Annotated in this window: 9 protein-coding genes; 8 read left to right on the top strand and 1 reads right to left on the bottom strand. The window is 70.6% G+C overall.

Going from position 1 to position 17,251, the window contains the following annotated elements; genetic code table 11:
• Positions 1-14: 14 nt before the first annotated feature.
• Positions 15-848, bottom strand: a complete 834-nt coding sequence (locus tag O3I_RS26445) for an SGNH/GDSL hydrolase family protein (RefSeq protein ID WP_014986066.1) — start codon at positions 846-848, stop codon at positions 15-17.
• 231 nt (positions 849-1,079) lie between these two features.
• Here O3I_RS26445 and O3I_RS26440 point away from each other — a divergent pair, with 231 nt between their 5' ends.
• The 8 genes from O3I_RS26440 to O3I_RS26405 all read left to right on the top strand — a co-directional run bounded on the left by O3I_RS26440 (position 1,080) and on the right by O3I_RS26405 (position 17,125).
• Entirely contained in the window at positions 1,080-4,109 is a 3,030-nt protein-coding gene (locus O3I_RS26440) for an ATP-binding protein (RefSeq protein ID WP_014986065.1), read from the top strand.
• Positions 4,110-4,346: 237 nt separating this feature from the next.
• Positions 4,347-4,913, top strand: a complete 567-nt coding sequence (locus tag O3I_RS26435; RefSeq protein WP_014986064.1) for a hypothetical protein — start codon at positions 4,347-4,349, stop codon at positions 4,911-4,913.
• A gap of 239 nt (positions 4,914-5,152) precedes the next feature.
• Positions 5,153-10,636 (top strand): carboxyl transferase domain-containing protein, encoded by a 5,484-nt coding sequence (locus O3I_RS26430; protein ID WP_041562884.1) that lies wholly within the window; start codon positions 5,153-5,155, stop codon positions 10,634-10,636.
• A 184-nt stretch (positions 10,637-10,820) separates the two neighbouring features.
• Positions 10,821-11,462 carry a fasciclin domain-containing protein gene (locus tag O3I_RS26425; RefSeq protein WP_202804881.1) on the top strand — a complete coding sequence of 214 codons (642 nt, stop codon included), beginning with the start codon at positions 10,821-10,823 and terminating at the stop codon, positions 11,460-11,462.
• 111 nt (positions 11,463-11,573) lie between these two features.
• Complete coding sequence (sigK, locus tag O3I_RS26420; protein WP_014986061.1) at positions 11,574-12,227, top strand: ECF RNA polymerase sigma factor SigK; 654 nt, start codon at positions 11,574-11,576, stop codon at positions 12,225-12,227.
• On the top strand, positions 12,224-12,934 hold the full coding sequence (locus O3I_RS26415; protein ID WP_014986060.1) for an anti-sigma factor: 711 nt from the start codon (positions 12,224-12,226) through the stop codon (positions 12,932-12,934). The genes sigK and O3I_RS26415 overlap by 4 nt, the downstream gene beginning before the upstream one ends.
• A gap of 95 nt (positions 12,935-13,029) precedes the next feature.
• Positions 13,030-14,676, top strand: a complete 1,647-nt coding sequence (locus O3I_RS26410; RefSeq protein ID WP_014986059.1) for a molybdopterin-dependent oxidoreductase — start codon at positions 13,030-13,032, stop codon at positions 14,674-14,676.
• A gap of 262 nt (positions 14,677-14,938) precedes the next feature.
• Entirely contained in the window at positions 14,939-17,125 is a 2,187-nt protein-coding gene (locus O3I_RS26405; RefSeq protein WP_141692004.1) for an aminotransferase class III-fold pyridoxal phosphate-dependent enzyme, read from the top strand.
• Positions 17,126-17,251 lie beyond the last annotated feature (126 nt).

The following is a 17,251-nucleotide window of genomic DNA, read 5'->3' as shown; positions in this document are numbered from 1 at the left end:
GGCGAGCCGCGAAATCAGGGACGTGATCGATCGGCGGGGCGCAGCGCCGCGAGCCGCCCGACGACGAGGTCGGCGACCGCGGCCATCCCCGCCGCGGTCGGATGGCACGGTGCGCCGTCGTAAGTCCTTCCCGGCCAAGGAAAGTAGAAGTCCACCGTCCACGGGTCGGCCGAGTCGGCGGCGTGGTCCAGGCTCGGTGTGCGCACGTCGATCAGCTCGGCGCCGAAGTGCTCGGCGGCCGCGGCGGTATGCGCGGCAAGGGATTCGGCGAACGCGCGATAGTGGCGATCGACCGTCGAATCGGTGGGCGCGCGCCGCCCGAGCACCGAAAGATAGTTGACCACCAGAATCGTGGCCTCGGGTGCGCGTTCCCGAATCGCGTGCAGCACCGCGGCGATTCGATCCTCCACCGCCGGCAATCGCCGCCGGACGGCGCGCGCGTCGCCCAGGCCGGCCAGCGGCGGGAGCAGCAGCAGCGGGCGCGGCAGGCGCCGGGCGATCAGATACGGCGTCAGACCGATGTCGTTGCCGCCGATCGTGACGGTGACCAGGTCGGTCTCGGGTGTCACCGCGGTGAGCTGCGGCGGTTGCCGGAACTGTCGCGCGTGCAGGAGATGATCGCAGTTCGCCCCGCTGCTGGTGACATCGGTGAGCGACAGCCCCGCGGTGGCGGCCACGAGGTGCGGGTAGTCGCGTTGCGACCGCCCGGCCAGCCGTGGCGTGCCCGGCACCCGCGGCGCGATACCCGGTCCCGACGCGTACGAACTGCCCAGCGCCACATATCGCTTGCCACGCCAGGCCGCCGCACCCGGCTCGGCTCCGCTGCTGTTGTCCCGCACCGCGCTCATTTCGCTCCTGCCACCGGCCGCAACCGGGCGCCGCTTCGCGTGTCGCGCCCAACTTTAAGCGGGATCGCCGGGTCACGCGCGCCCGACCGGCGAATGCCGCGGTGCGGCCGCAGCCGTGAGACGCGGGTGAAACGTCGCGGAAAGGCCGGCCCGGCAAGCTGGATCTCGCAGGCGGCGCGCGCCTGTTTTCGGGGGTGTTCCCGCCGGAGAATGCGGTGGAGGGGACCCGCGGTGCGGCGGTACGAGCACCGCGAGGCATTCTTCGGCGGGTGCGTCGATCACGCGTACCATCCGAGTACCGGCTTTTCGCTCGGCGAACGTCGAAAGGGGAAGCGCGGCAACGGTTCCGCTGGGGCCGCGGCCGGCGCGGCGCAGCGTATGGAGATCCTGGTGCTCGGCCCGGTGCTCGTCCGGGACGGCGATCGCGAGATCGTCATCGATCGGCCGCTCGAACGCGCGGCGCTGGTGCGGCTCGCGCTGGGGCGCGGAGCCGTGATCGCCGATGCCACGCTGGTGGCGGATCTGTGGGGCGAGGACGGCGGCGGCCGGCCCGTCGAAAGGTTGTGGTCGCTGATGTCGCGCTTGCGCGGCACCCTCGGCTCGCACGCCGGCCTGGTCGTGCGCTCGGCCACCGGCTACTCCACCACCGCGACCGTCACCGACCTGACCGCGGTGACGGTGGCCGCCGAGCGGATCGCCGTGGCGCAGCGGGCCGGCCGGACCGCGCAGGTGCGCGCGGCCGCCGCCGAGGCGTTGCAGTGGTGGCGCGGCGCGGCCCTGGCCGATCTGCGCGGGGTGCCGTTCGCCGATTTCGAAGCGGATCGGCTGGAGCGGCGGCGGCTCGCCCTCGTGGTCACGCGGATCGAGGCCGCGCTGGCCGCCGGCGCCGCGGCCGAGACCGTGCTCGAGCTGTCCCGGCTGACCGGCGCGCATCCGTTGCACGAGCCGCTGCATCGGCTCTCGGCGCTGGCGCTGTACCGCACCGGCCGCCAGCCGGAGGCGCTGGCGGTGCTGGATCGGCTGCGGGGCGCGCTGGCGGAGGGACTCGGCGTCGAGCCGGAACCGGCGACCATCGAGCTGCGCGATCGAATGCTGCGGCACGATCCGGCACTGCGCCTGCCCGAGGCCCAGGAGGTAGACGAAAAGCACTGGGGCAGCAGCCTTCCCGGCCCGGACACCTCGTTTCTCGGCCGCGAGGCCGAGCTGGCCGAGCTGGCCGGCCGGGTGGCGGGCGCGGGACTGGTCACGCTGGTCGGGGCGGCGGGCAGCGGGAAGTCCAGGCTCGCGGTGGAGGCCGCCCGTGTGGTGGCCCGTACCGACCGTGCGGTGGTGTTCGTCGAGCTGGCGGCGCTGCCGCAGGGCGCGGAGATCGTGCCCGCCCTCGCCGCGGCGGCGGGTGTGGACGCGGTGCCGGGTGCCGAACTCGCCGACCTGGCCCCTGGCCTGGCCGACGCGCTGGTGATCCTCGACAACGCGGAACACCTACTCGCCGAGGTCGTTTCGACCGTCGACGCGTTGCTGGCACACCGGGCGTCGGTGCTGGTCACCTCGCAGCGCGCGCTCGATCATCCGGGCGAGCAGGTCTTGCCCGTCGGCGCGCTGGACCGCCGCCCGGCCGTGGACCTGTTCGCCGAACGCGTCGACGGCCCCCTGGCCGAGCCGGACCGCGACGCGGTGCTGCGGATCTGCGCGGCCGTCGAATGGCTGCCGCTGGGCATCGAACTCGCCGCCGGTCTCACCAGAACGTTGACTGTCGCGCAACTGGCGGACCGGATCGACGACCGGGTACGCCTGCTCGTCGGCGGCCGCCCCGATGCCGCGGCGGGCCGGCACGCCAGCCTGCGCGCCGCACTCGATTGGAGCTACGAGCTGCTCGACGCGCCCGCGCGCACGGTGTTGCGCCGCAGCTCGGTCTTCGTCGGCGGATTCGCGCCCGAGGCGATCGAATCCGTTGTTCCCGCAGCCGAACTCAGCGGGGCCGCGGTCGCCGACGTGCTGGCGGAACTCGCGCAGCGCAGCCTGCTCACGGTGCTGACCGACGGTGACTACCGCCGCTATGCGCTGCTGGAGACGGTTCGCGACCATGCCGCGCACCGGCTCACCGCGGCGGGTGAGACGGCCGAACTGCAGCGGCGGCACGCGATGTGGTGCCTCGATCACGCCTGCGCGGTCGAGGGCCGGGACGGATTCAGTTCCGCCGCCAGCGTCGCCGCGATCTTCGCCGAGTGGCCCAACATCCTCGCCGCCATGACCCGTGCGCCGGGGACCGCGCACACCGAAATCGGGCTGCGCCTGGCGATCACCATGCATCAGGCGTGGAACGCGCGGGCCTGGTACAGCGAGGCCAACCGGCATTTCGAGGCGCTGATCGACACCGTCGACGCCCGGTCCGAGCATCGGGTGCGGGCGCTGACCTGCTGGTCGTTCCACGCGATCATGCTCGGCAAGCTGGACCGGGCCGCCGAGTTGCTCGCCGAGGCGGCCGAACTCGTCGATCCCGCGGCGCCCAAGCAGGTCTTGCAGATCGACTACAACCGCGGCTGTATCGACGTCGAGCGCGGACGCTATCGCAGCGCGATCGAGGCGCTGCAGGCCGCCGAGGCGCGCGCCGACGAGATGCACTATGTGCAGGGCGCGTCGGCGAGCGCGGACGCCTGCGGTTCGGCGCAGCTGTTCGCCGGGCTGGCCGAGGACGCGCTCGAAAGCTACCGGCGCGCTACCGAATACGATCGGGCGCTCGGCGACGAATTGGGCCTTGCGCGCGGCCTGGCGAACCAGGCGCGGGCGCTGTTCGATCTCGGCCGGTTCGACGAGGCGCTCGAGGTCGCCACGGAGGCCGACGATTACAGCCGCCGACTCGACGACCGGCATATGCTGGCCTTCACCGAACAGGTCAGGGGAGGGGTGGAACTCGCCGCGGGCCGCCTGGACAGCGCCGAGGCGCACTGCCGAATGGCGTTGTCGCACATGGGTATCGAGGTCAGTGTCGCCGATATCGATCTGGCCGACGTGCTCATCGCCCAGGGCGCGCTGAGCGAGGCGCGCACGCTGCTCGAGCGGGCCTACGGCGAAACCGAGCCGGGCCGCACCAGCTGGTTCGCGGCCCGCGCGATCTCGGCTGCGTTGGCGCTGGCCGAGGGAAACCGGCGCACGGCAAGGGATCTGGTGGAACGGACGCTGGCGGATTACGCGCGCGGCGGTTTCGGTTGGCGCCGTTACGTCGACCGGTTGGGGCAGGTGCACGAGCAACTGCTCGGCTAGTGCCGTCCGGCAGCAACGAACCGGTCCGCGCCGCCGCTCGTGCGCGGACCGTGCGGTCTCTCTTGGCGATTCGCCGGGCGCGGTCCGCACGGGTGTGCAATGTTGTTACTGCGCAACGGCATTGAGGGGTGCCCGGCTGCGCTGAGCAGGCACCGGTAAGGGGGTGCGGCGGTCATGTCGTCGTCGAACATGTCCGGGGGGCACATCGCCGCACGTCGCGGCAGAGGTCGCGCTGCCGTGCCGCTGTGGCCGGGGATGATTCCCCCGCCCCGGCCGCAGCGCTGGCACGCCTACCGCACGCGCCGGCCCTGGTTGGTCGGCACGGTCGCGCTGGCCGGATCGATGGCCGCGGTAGCGGTGGTGCTCGTGTACACCGCGGAGGCCGGCGCGCCGCGTCAGTCGGCCACCTACGCCGATCCGGTGCTCGGCGGCGGTCCCGGCTGCCAGCCGACCCGCGGCGACCAACTGGTGCGCGGCAACGGCAGCGGTTCGACCGCGTCGGGACCGGACGTGATCCTCGCGTTCCAGTACGCCTACTACGTGGCCCGGTCCGGGTCCGACGCGCGGGCGGTGACCACACCGGATGCCGCGGTGCCGCCGGTGTCGGTGATCGACGCGGGCATCCGGTCCGTACCGGCGGGTACACAGCATTGCGTGATGATCACGCCGATGGCCGACGGCCGCTTCGACGTGGTGATCACCGAGGTCCGGCCCGACGCCGCGGTGCGCACATATCGCCAGTTCGTCACGGTGACCGCCGGGGCGGGTGCGGTCTCGATCGCGAAGATCGCGCCACCCACCTGATGGTGTAACGCGCGCGTACCAGCGGGTAATAAGAATGAAGGGGGGTTTGGTGGTGTCTTCGCATGTTATGGTCCGAAACCTTTGCACCCCTGCGTTTCTTGCATCGACCGATCGCGCATGCGAACACACACGGCGAGCCGTGCGTACGCATCGCAGAATAAGCTGCACAGCACGGGGATCCGAGCCGCGAAGACCGTTGGCCGACCGTGCCGGCGCTACGAAGAGGAAGGGACTGTCGAGTGTTCAGGCGTATCGCAATCGTCAACCGAGGTGAGGCTGCGATGCGGCTGATCCACGCCGTGCGGGAGCTGGCCGCGGAGACCGCGACAACGATCGAAACCATCGCGCTATACACCGACGTGGATCGCAACGCCACCTTCGTGCGGGAGGCCGATACGGCCTACGACCTCGGTCCCGCGGCCGCGCGGCCGTACCTGGACCTGAAGGTGCTCGAGCGCGCGCTGGTGGCGACCGAGGCCGACGCCGCATGGGTCGGCTGGGGCTTCGTCGCCGAAGATCCGGCGTTCGCCGAGCTGTGCGAGAAGATCGGCGTCACCTTCATCGGCCCGAACGCCGACGCGATGCGCAAGCTCGGCGACAAGATCGGCGCGAAGCTGATCGCCGAGGAGGTCGGCGTGCCCGTCGCGCCGTGGAGCCGCGGCGCGGTCGAGAGCCTGGACGCCGCGCTGGCGGCGGCCGCCGAGATCGGCTACCCGCTGATGCTGAAGGCCACCGCGGGCGGCGGCGGTCGCGGTATCCGCATGGTCGGCAGTGCCGACGAACTCACCGACGCCTACGAGCGCACCAGTCAGGAGGCCGCGCGCTCGTTCGGCAGCGGCATCGTGTTCCTGGAGCGGCTGATCACCGGCGCCCGCCACGTCGAGGTGCAGGTGATCGCGGACGGTCAGGGCACCGCGTGGGCGCTCGGCGTGCGCGACTGCTCGGTGCAGCGCCGCAACCAGAAGGTCATCGAGGAATCGGCCTCGCCGTTGCTGAACGCGGAGCAGGTCGGCGAGCTGAAGGCCTCGGCCGAGCGGCTGGCCGTCAAGGTCGGTTACCGCGGCGCGGCGACCGTCGAGTTCCTCTACCACGCGGGCGAGCGGATCTTCGCCTTCCTCGAGGTGAACACCCGCCTGCAGGTCGAGCACCCGATCACCGAGTCCACCACCGGCTTCGACCTGGTCAAGGCGCAGCTGCACGTGGCATCCGGCGGCAAGCTCGAGGGGCAGCCCCCGATCGAGCGCGGTCACGCCATCGAGGCCCGGCTCAACGCCGAGGACCCCGACCGCGACTTCGCGCCCTCGCCGGGGCGCATCGCCCGCCTCGACCTGCCCGCGGGTCCGGGCATCCGGGTCGATACCGGCGTCAGCGAGGGCGACACCATCCCCGCCGACTTCGACTCGATGATCGCGAAGATCATCGCCTACGGCCGCGACCGCGACGAGGCGCTCGGCCGGCTGCGCCGCGCGATGGCCGACACCACGGTCATCATCGAGGGCGGCGCGACCAACAAGAGCTTCGTCATCGACCTGCTCGACCAGCCCGAGGTGATCGACGCCAGCGCCGACACCGGCTGGATCGACCGGGTCCGCGCTCAGGGCAGGCTCGTCTCGCACCGCCACTCCGCCGTCGCGCTGGCCGCCGCGGCCATCGGCGCGTACGAGGAGGAAGAGCACGCCGAACAGGAACGCCTGCTGTCCACCGCGGCCGGTGGCCGCCCGCAGGTGCAGCACGAGAGCGGCCGCGCGCTGGATCTCGCGCTGCGCGGCGTGAGCTACCGCGCGCGCGTGGCGCGGGTCGGCGCGAACCGGTTCCGCGTCGGCGTCGAGGCCGGCGACGATATCCGCACCGCGGATGTCGAGCTGGACCGCTTCGACGAGCACACCGGGCAGATCGTCGTCAACGGCACCCGCTATCGCCTGCTCACCGGCTCGCACGGCACCGTGCACCTGGTCGAGGTGGACGGCGTGACGCACCGGGTCAGCCGCGACGAGGGCGGCGTGGTCCGCTCGCCCGCGCCCGCGCTGGTGGTCGCCCTGCCGCTGGAGATCGGCGCCGAGGTCGAGGCGGGCGCGCCCGTCCTGGTGCTGGAGAGCATGAAGATGGAGACGGTGCTGCGCGCGCCGTTCAACGCGCGGCTCAAGCAGTGCGTGGTCTCGGTCGGCACCCAGGTGGAGACCGGCGCGCCGATGCTGTGGCTGGAGCCGCTCAGCGACGAGGAGGACGCCGCCGACGAGGGTCCGGCGGAAACGATCGAGCTGGACCTGCCCGCCGCGCCCGCCGCGCTGCCCGCGCGCGAGCGCACCCGCCGCGGTCTCGAGGATCTGCGCAGCCTGCTGCTCGGCTTCGACGTCGACCCGCACGACGAAGGCCGGGTGCTCGACGACTACCTGGCCGCGCGTCGCTCGTCGGTCGAGGACGGCCAGCGTCCGCTCACCGAGGAACTCGACCTCATCGAGGTCTTCGCCGACCTCGCCGAGCTGAGCCGCAACCGGCAGGCCGGTGACGAGATCGGCGGTCACGTGCACAGTGCGCGGGAACGCTTCCACACCTACCTGCAGAGCCTCGACGTCGAGCGGGCCGGACTCCCGGAAGCGTTCCAGGCCAAGCTGTCCCGCGCGCTCGAGCACTACGACGTGACCGAACTGGATCGCACGCCCGAGCTCGAGTCGGCGGTGTTCCGCATCTTCCTCGCCCAGCAGCGCGCGTCCGTCGCGGCCTCGATCGTCACCGCGCTGGTGCGCACCTGGCTCGGCGAGGCCCCGCCGGACGAGGCGCAGCACGAGCCCGCGGCCCGCACCCTGGAACGGCTGATCGCCGCGACCCAGGTCCGCTTCCCGGTGGTCGCCGACCTCGCGCGCGGTCTGGTGTTCTCCTGGTTCGGTCAGCCGCTGTTGCGCCGCAACCGTGCGCGGGTCTACGCCGATATCCGCAACCACCTGCGCTACCTGGACACCCACGCGGACGCGCCGGACCGCGCCGAGCGCGTCGCCGAAATGGTGCGCAGCACCGAGCCTTTGGTCCGGATCCTCGGCCAGCGACTCAACCGCGACGATCTCGACAACGCGATCATGCTCGAGGTGCTGACCCGCCGGTACTACGGCAACAAGGAACTGCTCGGGGTCCGCACGACTGTGGCCGCGGGCTGCACCTTCGTGGTCGCCGAGCGGGCGGACTCGTCGGTGGCCTCGGCCGCGGTGAGTTTCGACGCGCTGGGCGACGCGCTGCGCGGACTGGCCGAGCTGGCCGTCGAGGAAGACGCCGTCGACGCCGACATCTACCTCGCCTGGCCGCAGCAGCCGGAGGATTTCGCGGTGATGGCGCAGCTGCTCGACGAGGTCGTCAAGCAGTACCCGCTGCCCGCGCAGGTCCGCAGGCTCACCGCCACGGTCGCGGGCAGTGGCGCCAATGTCATGCACCACCACTTCACCTTCGAGCCTTCGCCGAACGGCATGGTCGAGCAGCGGCTGATCCGCGGCCTGCACCCCTACATCGCACAGCGGATGCAGATGGAGCGGCTCAGCAAGTTCGACCTGACCCGCCTGCCGTCCTCGGACGAAGAGGTCTACCTGTTCCGCTGTGTGGCGCAGGAGAATCCGTCCGACGATCGCCTCGTCGCGTTCGCCCAGGTGCGTGACCTCACCGAGCTGCGTGAGCACGAGGGCCGGTTGATCGCGCTGCCGACGGCGGAGAACACCATCGCCACCTGCCTGGACTCGATCCGGCGGGCCCAGTCGCGGCGGCCGTCGAAGAACCGCTTCAACACCAACCGGATCGTGATCTACGTGTGGCCGCCGAGCAGCCTCACCCGCACCGAGTTGCTGGTGATCGCGGACCGGGTGCTGCCCACCGCGGCCGGCGCGGGCCTGGAGGAGATGCTGTTCATCGCGCGTCAGCGCGATCCGCAGACCGGTGAGCTCAACAAGACCTCGATGCGGATCTCCTTCGACGCCACCGGCGGTCACGAGCTGATCGTGGAAGAGCCCTCGACCGCCCTGGTCGAACCGCTCGACGACTATCGGCTCAAGGTGCTGCGCGCGAGCAGCCGCAACACCGTGTACCCGTACGAATTGACCGGTCTGCTCGGCAATTTCCGCGAGTACGACCTCGACGACACGCACCGGCTGGTGCCCGTCGACCGGCCGAAGGGTCTCAACTCCGCGGCGATGGTCGCGGGTGTGGTCAGCACGCCGACCACCCGCCATCCCGAGGGCGTCAACCGGGTCATCCTGCTCGGCGACCCGACCAAGTCGCTCGGTGCGCTCTCCGAGCCGGAATGCCGGCGGGTGATCGCCGCGCTGGATCTGGCCGAGCAGATGCGGGTGCCGCTGGAGTGGTACGCGCTCTCCTCCGGTGCGCGCATCTCGATGAAGTCCGGTACCGAGAACATGGACTGGGTGGCGGCCGCGCTCAAGCGGATCGTCGAGTTCACCCAGGACGGCGGCGAGATCAATATCGTGGTCTCCGGCATCAACGTCGGCGCCCAGCCGTACTGGAACGCCGAGGCGACGATGCTCATGCACACCAAGGGCATCCTGGTCATGACGCCGGACTCGGCGATGGTGCTCACCGGTAAGCAGGCGCTGGACTTCTCCGGCGGTGTCTCGGCCGAGGACAACTTCGGCATCGGCGGCTACGACCGCGTGATGGGCCCGAACGGGCAGGCGCAGTACTGGGCGCCGAACCTGCTCGCGGCCCGCGAGGTGCTGATGTCGCACTACGACCACACCTACATCGCACCGGGCGAGCTGCACCCGCGGCGCGCGGAGACCGCCGACCCGATCGACCGCGACGTCTCGGACTTCCCGCATCTGCTCGCGGGCAGCGACTTCACCACGGTCGGCGAGATCTTCTCGGCCAAGGCGAACCCGGATCGCAAGAAGCCCTTCGATATTCGCACCGTCATGCGCGCCGTCTCCGACCAGGACCACCCGGTGCTGGAACGGTGGGCGGGCATGGCCGACGCGGAGACCGCGGTCGTGCAGGACGCGCACCTCGGCGGTATCCCGGTCTGCCTGCTCGGCATCGAATCGCAGTCGGTGCCGCGCCGCGGCTTCCCGCCCACCGACGGCCCGGACACCTACACCGCGGGCACCCTGTTCCCGCGGTCGTCGAAGAAGGCGGCGCGGGCGATCAACGCGGCCAGCGGCAACCGGCCGCTGGTGGTGCTGGCGAACCTGTCCGGCTTCGACGGCTCCCCGGAATCGATGCGCAAGCTGCAACTCGAGTACGGCGCCGAGATCGGTCGCGCGATCGTCAATTTCCGTGGGCCGATCGTGTTCTGCGTGATCTCGCGCTACCACGGCGGCGCGTTCGTCGTCTTCTCCAAGACGCTGAACCCGAACATGACCGCGCTCGCCATCGACGGCTCGTTCGCCTCCGTGCTCGGTGGTGCGCCCGCCGCCGCGGTGGTGTTCGCCGGTGACGTGAACGCCCGCACCGCCGCCGACGAGCGCGTCCGCGAGCTGGAGGCGCGGGTCGCGGCCGCCGCGGTCGCCGAGCGCGGCCCGCTCAAGGCCGAACTCGACGAGCTGCGTTCCTCGGTGCGCACCGAGAAGCTCGGCCAGGTCGCCGCGGAATTCGACCGGGTGCACAACATCCAGCGCGCCGTGGAGGTCGGCTCGGTGGATGCGGTGATCAGCGCGGCGGAACTGCGTCCGCGCATCTTCGAGGCGATCGAGGCGCACCTGAGTGCCAAGGTCGTCGAGGCACAGCCGAGCTGAGCTCGGCGGTAGCGCACAGCCCGGCGTCCGGCCCGGCGGAGTCCACTCCGCCGGGCCGGACGCGGTTGTATCGACCGAAACTCGTCCCGAACTCGACCCATCCGCCGCTGTCGGCCAGGCGAATTCCGTTCCGTCCACTCCCCAGCACGGCCGTGAGCCGTCTCGACGGAAGCGAAAGACAACGATGACAGTTATGCGACGTTCGGTCGTGGCAGCGATGGTGCTCGGCGCGGCGCTGGCCGGCGCGTCGGCCTGCTCGTCCGATAAATCCGATACGGCCGCCGAGCCCTCGTCCTCGGCGGCGAAGACGACGTCCGCGGCCGCCGCCGCGGGCGATCTGGTCGGCCCGGGCTGTGCGGCCTACGCCCAGCAGGTGCCGACCGGTGCGGGTTCGGTCAGCGGGATGGCGCAGGACCCGGTGGCGACCGCGGCCTCGCACAACCCGCTGCTGACCACGCTGGTCGCGGCGGTATCCGGCAAACTCAACCCGCAGGTGAATCTGGTCGATACGCTCAACGGCGGCCAGTTCACGGTGTTCGCCCCGGTCGACGCGGCGTTCGCGAAAATCGATCCGGCCACGGTGGATTCGCTGAAGACCGACTCGGCCACGCTCACCAAGATCCTCACGTATCACGTGGTGCCGGGCCAGGTCGGTCCGGATCGCATCGCGGGCACGCACAAGACCGTCCAGGGCGATACCGTGACGGTCGCGCGCAGCGGTGACGACATCAAAGTCGGCAACGCGTCCGTGATCTGCGGTGGCGTCAAGACCGCCAATGCCACTGTGTACATGATCGATACCGTGCTCATGCCGCCCGCTGCCTGATCTGCCCCACTGTCCGGAATGGTCCCTCCCCTCAGGAGTCGAGCTCGACGTGTTGCTGTCGCAGATCCCTACCCTGTTCGCCCTCGCCTGCGGTGGAACGGGGAGGTGACCATGCCGGAGGAACCGAAGCTCACCGCGATCCGCCTGCGCCGCACCGGCGGCGACGGCGGACCGTCCTGTCCGCCACGGGAAAACCCCGAGGAGGCGGTGCTGACCCGGCGGCTGCTCGGGCTGCTGGACACGGTGGCGTCCGGCGATCGAGACGCGTTCACCGAGTTCTATCGGGCGACCAGCCACCGGGTGTTCGGCCTGGCGCTGCGCATCCTGCGCAGTCACGCCGCGGCCGAGGAGATCACCCAGGAGGTGTATCTGCAGGTCTGGTCGCTCGCGGCGGGTTACGACCGCAAGCTGTCCAGTCCGATGGGCTGGCTGATGATGCTGACCCATCGGCGGGCGGTGGACCGGGTACGCCGGGAACAGTCCGCCGCGACCCGCGATCTCGCGTACGGCCAAGCACATCTGGGCCGCGACCACGATGTGGTCGCCGAGGAGGTCGGGCAGCGCTTCGACGAACAGTCGGTGCTGGACTGCCTGGACACGCTGACCGAGATCCAGCGCCAGGCCGTCGCGCTGGCCTACTACAGCGGCCGCACCTACAGCGAGGTGGCCGACCACCTGGCGGTGCCGCTGCCCACCATCAAGAGCCGGATCCGGGACGGATTGAAGCGGCTGGAGAATTGCCTGACAGGGAGTGATACCCGATGAACGACACCGAGCGGTCCGGCAGGGATCTGCTCGATCTGGCCTACCCGTACGCCATGGACGCGGTCGCCGAGTTCGAGCGGCGCACCATCGAGCACCGGCTGCGCGACGCCGACCCGGCCGTCGCCGCGACCTTCGCCACGATCGTGTCCGGCGTGCGGGAAACGTTGGCGGCGTTGACCGTACTCGATGCCACGGCGCCGCCGCCGACGCTGGAAGCCACACTGCTGCGGGCGCTGGACCCCGCCGCCGGCGCACCGGCCAAGCGGGGGATCGGCCGGCTGCGCTGGGTGGCGGCGGCCGCCGCCGTGGTCGTCGCGATCGGTGCGGGCGCGGTGGTATACCGCAACAGCACGCACCCGCCGTCCGGGATCACCGCGCAGGTGGTGCTCGCCCAGCCCGACGTGCTGGTCCGTGCCGCGCCGGTCGCGGGCGGTGGCCGGCTCGTCGTGCACACCTCGGCCGGGATCGGGGCCGCCACAGCGTCTTTCGAGGATGTACCCGCGCCCGCGCCGGGGCGCTCGTATCAGATGTGGCTGGTCGCCACCGACGGGGCGACGCGTTCGGTCGGTGTGATGACCGAGCTGCCCACGGGTCCGGCCGTGGTGACGCGCTTCGACGCCGTCGACGTCCTGGCCGTCACCGACGAACCGGCCGCCGGTTCGCCGAAGCCGACCGGGGACGCCATCGCGAAGGTCGGGCTGGCCTGACCCGGATCCCGGCCCGGGGTTCGTGACTGATCGGCGGCGTCGCGCCCGCGGTTTCGCGGGATTCTATTCGCCCACGCTCGACAAGGGAGCGAACCATGAAACAGAGTGTGGCACAGCCATATCCGAATGCGGTCGCCGAGCGGCCCGGGCGCGGTATCCTCGCGGCCGCGCTGGCCGGGGTGCTCGCGGCGCTGACCGTGCTCGGCGTCGGCCATCTCGTCGCCGCGGTGCTCGATCCGGCCGCCTCGCCCTTCTACGCGATGGGCGCGTCGGTGGTCGACCACACGCCGCACGCGTTGAAGGACGCCGCGATCCGCCGCTTCGGCAGCAACGACAAACTCGCCCTGTTCGTCTCGATGGCGGCCGTGATGCTGCTCTTCGCCGCCGTCGCCGGCGTACTGGAACGCAAACGCCCCTTCGGCACCGCGCTACTGGTACTACTCGGCGCGATAGTCCTCGGCGCAGCTCTCGAACGCCCCACCGCCACACCGCTGTTCGCCCTCCCGACCATAATCGGCGTCGTCGCGGGAGTCCTCGCCCTGCGCCTGCTCACGCGAGCCGCGAAAGGCTCGCACGGCGAGTCGGTCGCGAAACCTGCTGGAGCCGATCGCCTTCCGGGCCACGATGGGCCCAGCGGCACGACGGGCGTTCCAGATGCGGATGCGCCACCAGCACGCCCCTCGCGGCGGCGGTTTCTCGCGCTTGCGGTGGGGGTCGGGGCGGTTGCGGTGGGAGCGGGGGTGGTGGGGCAGTGGATCGGGGCACGGTTGCGGGATGTGGTGGCCGATCGGGCCAAGTTCGTGGTGCCGCGGGCGCAGGCGGCGGCAGCGCCGAGTCTCGAAGTGGCGCCACGGGTTCCGGGGCTCACCGAGTTCGTCACGCCCAACGATCGGTTCTATCGGGTCGATACCGCTTTGCAACTGCCTGCACTGACCAGTGATGAGTGGCGGCTGCGAGTGCACGGGTTGGTGGAGCGGCCCAGAGAGTGGGATTTCGACGCACTGCGGCGGCGAAACGCGGTGCAGCGCATGATCACCCTGACGTGCGTCTCCAACGAGGTCGGCGGCGAGCTGGCGGGCACGGCCGTCTGGACCGGATATCCGTTGGCCGAGCTGCTGGCCGAGGTGGGCGTGCGTCCCGAGGCCGATATGCTGCTGTCCCGCAGCGTCGACGGGTTCACCGCGGGCACACCGGTTTCGGCGGTCCTGGACGGCCGGGACGCCCTGCTCGCGGTGGGCATGAACGGCGCGCCGCTGCCCATCGCGCACGGCTATCCGGCCCGGCTCATCGTGCCCGGTCTCTACGGCTACGTCTCCGCCACCAAATGGGTGATCGACCTCGAACTCACCCGGTTCGACCGCGCCGAGGCGTACTGGACCGAACGGGACTGGGCCGCACAGGCGCCCATCAAGACCGCGTCCCGGATCGACGTGCCCGCCTCCTTCGCGACCGTGCCCGCCGGGGAGGTCGTGGTCGCCGGTGTCGCCTGGGCCCAGCAGCGCGGCATCGACGCGGTCGAGGTGCAGGTCGACGATCAGCCGTGGCAACCGGCCACGCTGGCCGCGGAATATTCGCTCGACACCTGGCGGCAGTGGACTTGGCGCTGGCGCGCCGAACCAGGCACGCACACCTTGCGCGTGCGCGCGACCGACCGCGCCGGCAACACCCAGACCGACCATCGCGCACCGCCGTTCCCCGACGGCTCGACCGGCTGGCACAGTCGCGTCGTCACCGTCGGGTGAATCCGCACCGGACCGTAATTCCGCGACCGGGACCTTGAATTCCACGCCGCTGCCGAAACTATTGGCACAGTGCGGGGTACGCGATCGTACCAGTATCGCGGGCTTATCCGACAAGTGTTGATATCCGGCTCATCATTCGTCCGATGATGACCCGATTCGGCGCGGTTATTCTGACACCAATTGATCATGTCCACGATAAGTGGACAGGCGGTTTCCGCGAGGCGCCGCCGCACCTCGGATGAGTTCAGCAAGGAGCGTGGCAATGTCCACTGGCGTGGCTCCGGAGGAATCCCGAGGATCGCCGCGACATATCCCGGGCGTATTTCCCGGTGCAGCCGATCGGGTCCGCGGAATACTGGCCGAACGGGTTGCCGCGCGCTCGCCGAACATGGTGCTCGCCAGCACCTATGTGCCGCCGGACGGCGTCGTCGCGGCCTATCTGTTGCATCGGTTGCTCAGCAGCGGCGACAGCACCGGCGTCGCATGGCATTCGGTATTCGTGAATTCCGGTGTCGAGGCGCTCGGTACCGTGGCGAAATACCTGCGCAACCGGCACAACCGCCGCGCCGGCGCGGGGCACTGCCGCATTCTCGTGCTGGACCCGACCGAGACCGCGTACTACGCCTTCGGGCATGCGGTGCCCGGACTGCGTGCGCTCATCGCCGACGGCATGCGGATCGTGGGCTCCGCCGAGGAGTTCTCGGGTCTGCTCGTCACCGAGTGGGATGCGTATGTGGTGGTCCTCGACGGCCTTTCGGCCGACGAGGCGGCCGCGCTGCGCGGCACACTGGCGGCGGAGCGGGCGAAAGGGTGCCCGGTCGCCTGGGGCCTGCTCGGCAGCGAAGGCGCGCTTGCGTTCTGGCGTGCCGCCGCGACCTGCGCCGATCTCGCCTTTCTCGGCGAGGTCTGTGTCGGCAACGAGATGCCCTGTGGCACGGTCTCGTTCACCAGGGACATGTTCGCGCTGTGGAACAACACCATGGACAGCATCGCGCACGTGTCGACCTTCGGCGGCAACGGGCTCGCCATGCAGATGCTGTGCGAGACCGTGATTCGCTGGCGCCCGACCGCCCGCCACGAGCGCGCGGCGATCGAGCGCATGCGGCACAGCGGCGCGATCCGCAGCGCCCGCCTGCGCATGCACGCCAACACCTGGCAGACCAGGGCGATCGATCTCGCGGCGATCAACGTCACTTTCGATCGGGCCGAAGGCGTCACCTATCGGCGCGGCACTCGCGCCTATACGGATCTGGCGTCCGGCACCGGTCCCGCGTTCCGCGGACACAACGTGCAATCGGTCGAGGTGATCCGCACGGCGGGCGCCGGTGACGAAACCTCGCGCCTGGAAAGCGAACTCGCGCGCCTGACCGGGCTGCCGTTCCTGTTGCCCGCGGTGAGCGGGCAGAGCGCCGTCGACAACGCGGTGCTCACCGCGCTGTGCTGCCGGCCCGGCCGCACGACCGTACTCACGTTGCGCGGCAACTATTCCGGAAAGGGCCCGCTCTCGCTGGCCTTGAGCCGGACCAGTTCGTTCTTCCGCGACCGCGACCACAATGCTTTCAGCCCTTACCCGGTCGACGTGCTCGAGGTGGCTCCCGAGGACACCGCCGCCCTGCGGCAGGCGCTGCGCCGCGACGATATCGCGCTGGTCTGGCTGGAACTCGTGCAGGGTTACGACTGCCTCGAGATATCGCCCGGCGTGCTCGACGAGATCGAGCGGCACCGCGCGAGCACCGGTTTCCTGGTCGGGGTCGACGAGATATTCAGCGGTTTCTGGCGCTGCGATATCGACCATTTCCTGACCTGTACCGGTCGCGGCTTCCGGCCGGATCTGGTCGCCCTGTCGAAGGCGCTGAGCGACGCGCTGATCCCCATCGGCGCGACGTTGCTGTCGGCGGCGGTGTTCGAGCAGTTGTCGCAGGCCGCGCCGGACACCGCGTGGTGGCTGCGCACGCACTACCGCAACGAGCAGGCGGCGGGCCTGGCCCGTGCGGCCATCGCGGCGGCCGAACCGGACCGGCACCGTGCGCCGCAGGTGGCCGCGGCCATGGAGGAGATGCTGCGGCGTGCCGCGCGCGCACCGCTGTTCGCGGGCTATCGCCGGGTCGGCCTGCTCGGCAGGCTGGTGCTGTCCCCGCGGGCGATCGGCGCGCAGCCCCGCCCGTCGGTCCAGAATTACGCCGAGGCGGTGATCGCGCGTTTGATCATGCGGCGGTGTGGGGCAATTACGCTGCAATTGCGGATAGCGCCGAGTACCGCCGGCGCGGACGCGGACGAGTTGATCGCCGCCATGTCGAGGGTGGGGGAGTTTCTGGAACGACTACCGCGATGGACCGTGGATCGCACCACGCTGGGCGCGGCGGCGGGCACGATCGGTCGGGAAATAGCGGCGGGTATCGCAAGGATGCGGGAAGGATACGGTGATCGAAAAGCGCGGTCCCCGGGTTGAGAGCGGATTATCGCGTCCGGTGAAACGACAACGTGCACAGATAAAATCGTTGATTTGTACATTCCATCGGCGGTGGAACAAAGCGATGGTCGAACTGTTTACGTGCTACCCTGGTGAACATTCGCT

This window comes from Nocardia brasiliensis ATCC 700358 (assembly GCF_000250675.2).
GTDB lineage: Bacteria > Actinomycetota > Actinomycetes > Mycobacteriales > Mycobacteriaceae > Nocardia > Nocardia brasiliensis_B.
This window is presented reverse-complemented; position numbering and strand designations above follow the sequence as displayed.

Excerpts from the sequence above, each read along its gene's own strand:
- O3I_RS26445 (WP_014986066.1), bottom strand. The coding sequence starts at position 848 with ATGAGCGCGGTGCGGGACAACAGCAGCGGAGCCGAGCCGGGTGCGGCG.
- O3I_RS26425 (WP_202804881.1), top strand. The coding sequence starts at position 10,821 with ATGACAGTTATGCGACGTTCGGTCGTGGCAGCGATGGTGCTCGGCGCG.
- sigK (WP_014986061.1), top strand. The coding sequence starts at position 11,574 with ATGCCGGAGGAACCGAAGCTCACCGCGATCCGCCTGCGCCGCACCGGC.
- O3I_RS26415 (WP_014986060.1), top strand. The coding sequence starts at position 12,224 with ATGAACGACACCGAGCGGTCCGGCAGGGATCTGCTCGATCTGGCCTAC.
- O3I_RS26410 (WP_014986059.1), top strand. The coding sequence starts at position 13,030 with ATGAAACAGAGTGTGGCACAGCCATATCCGAATGCGGTCGCCGAGCGG.
- O3I_RS26405 (WP_141692004.1), top strand. The coding sequence starts at position 14,939 with ATGTCCACTGGCGTGGCTCCGGAGGAATCCCGAGGATCGCCGCGACAT.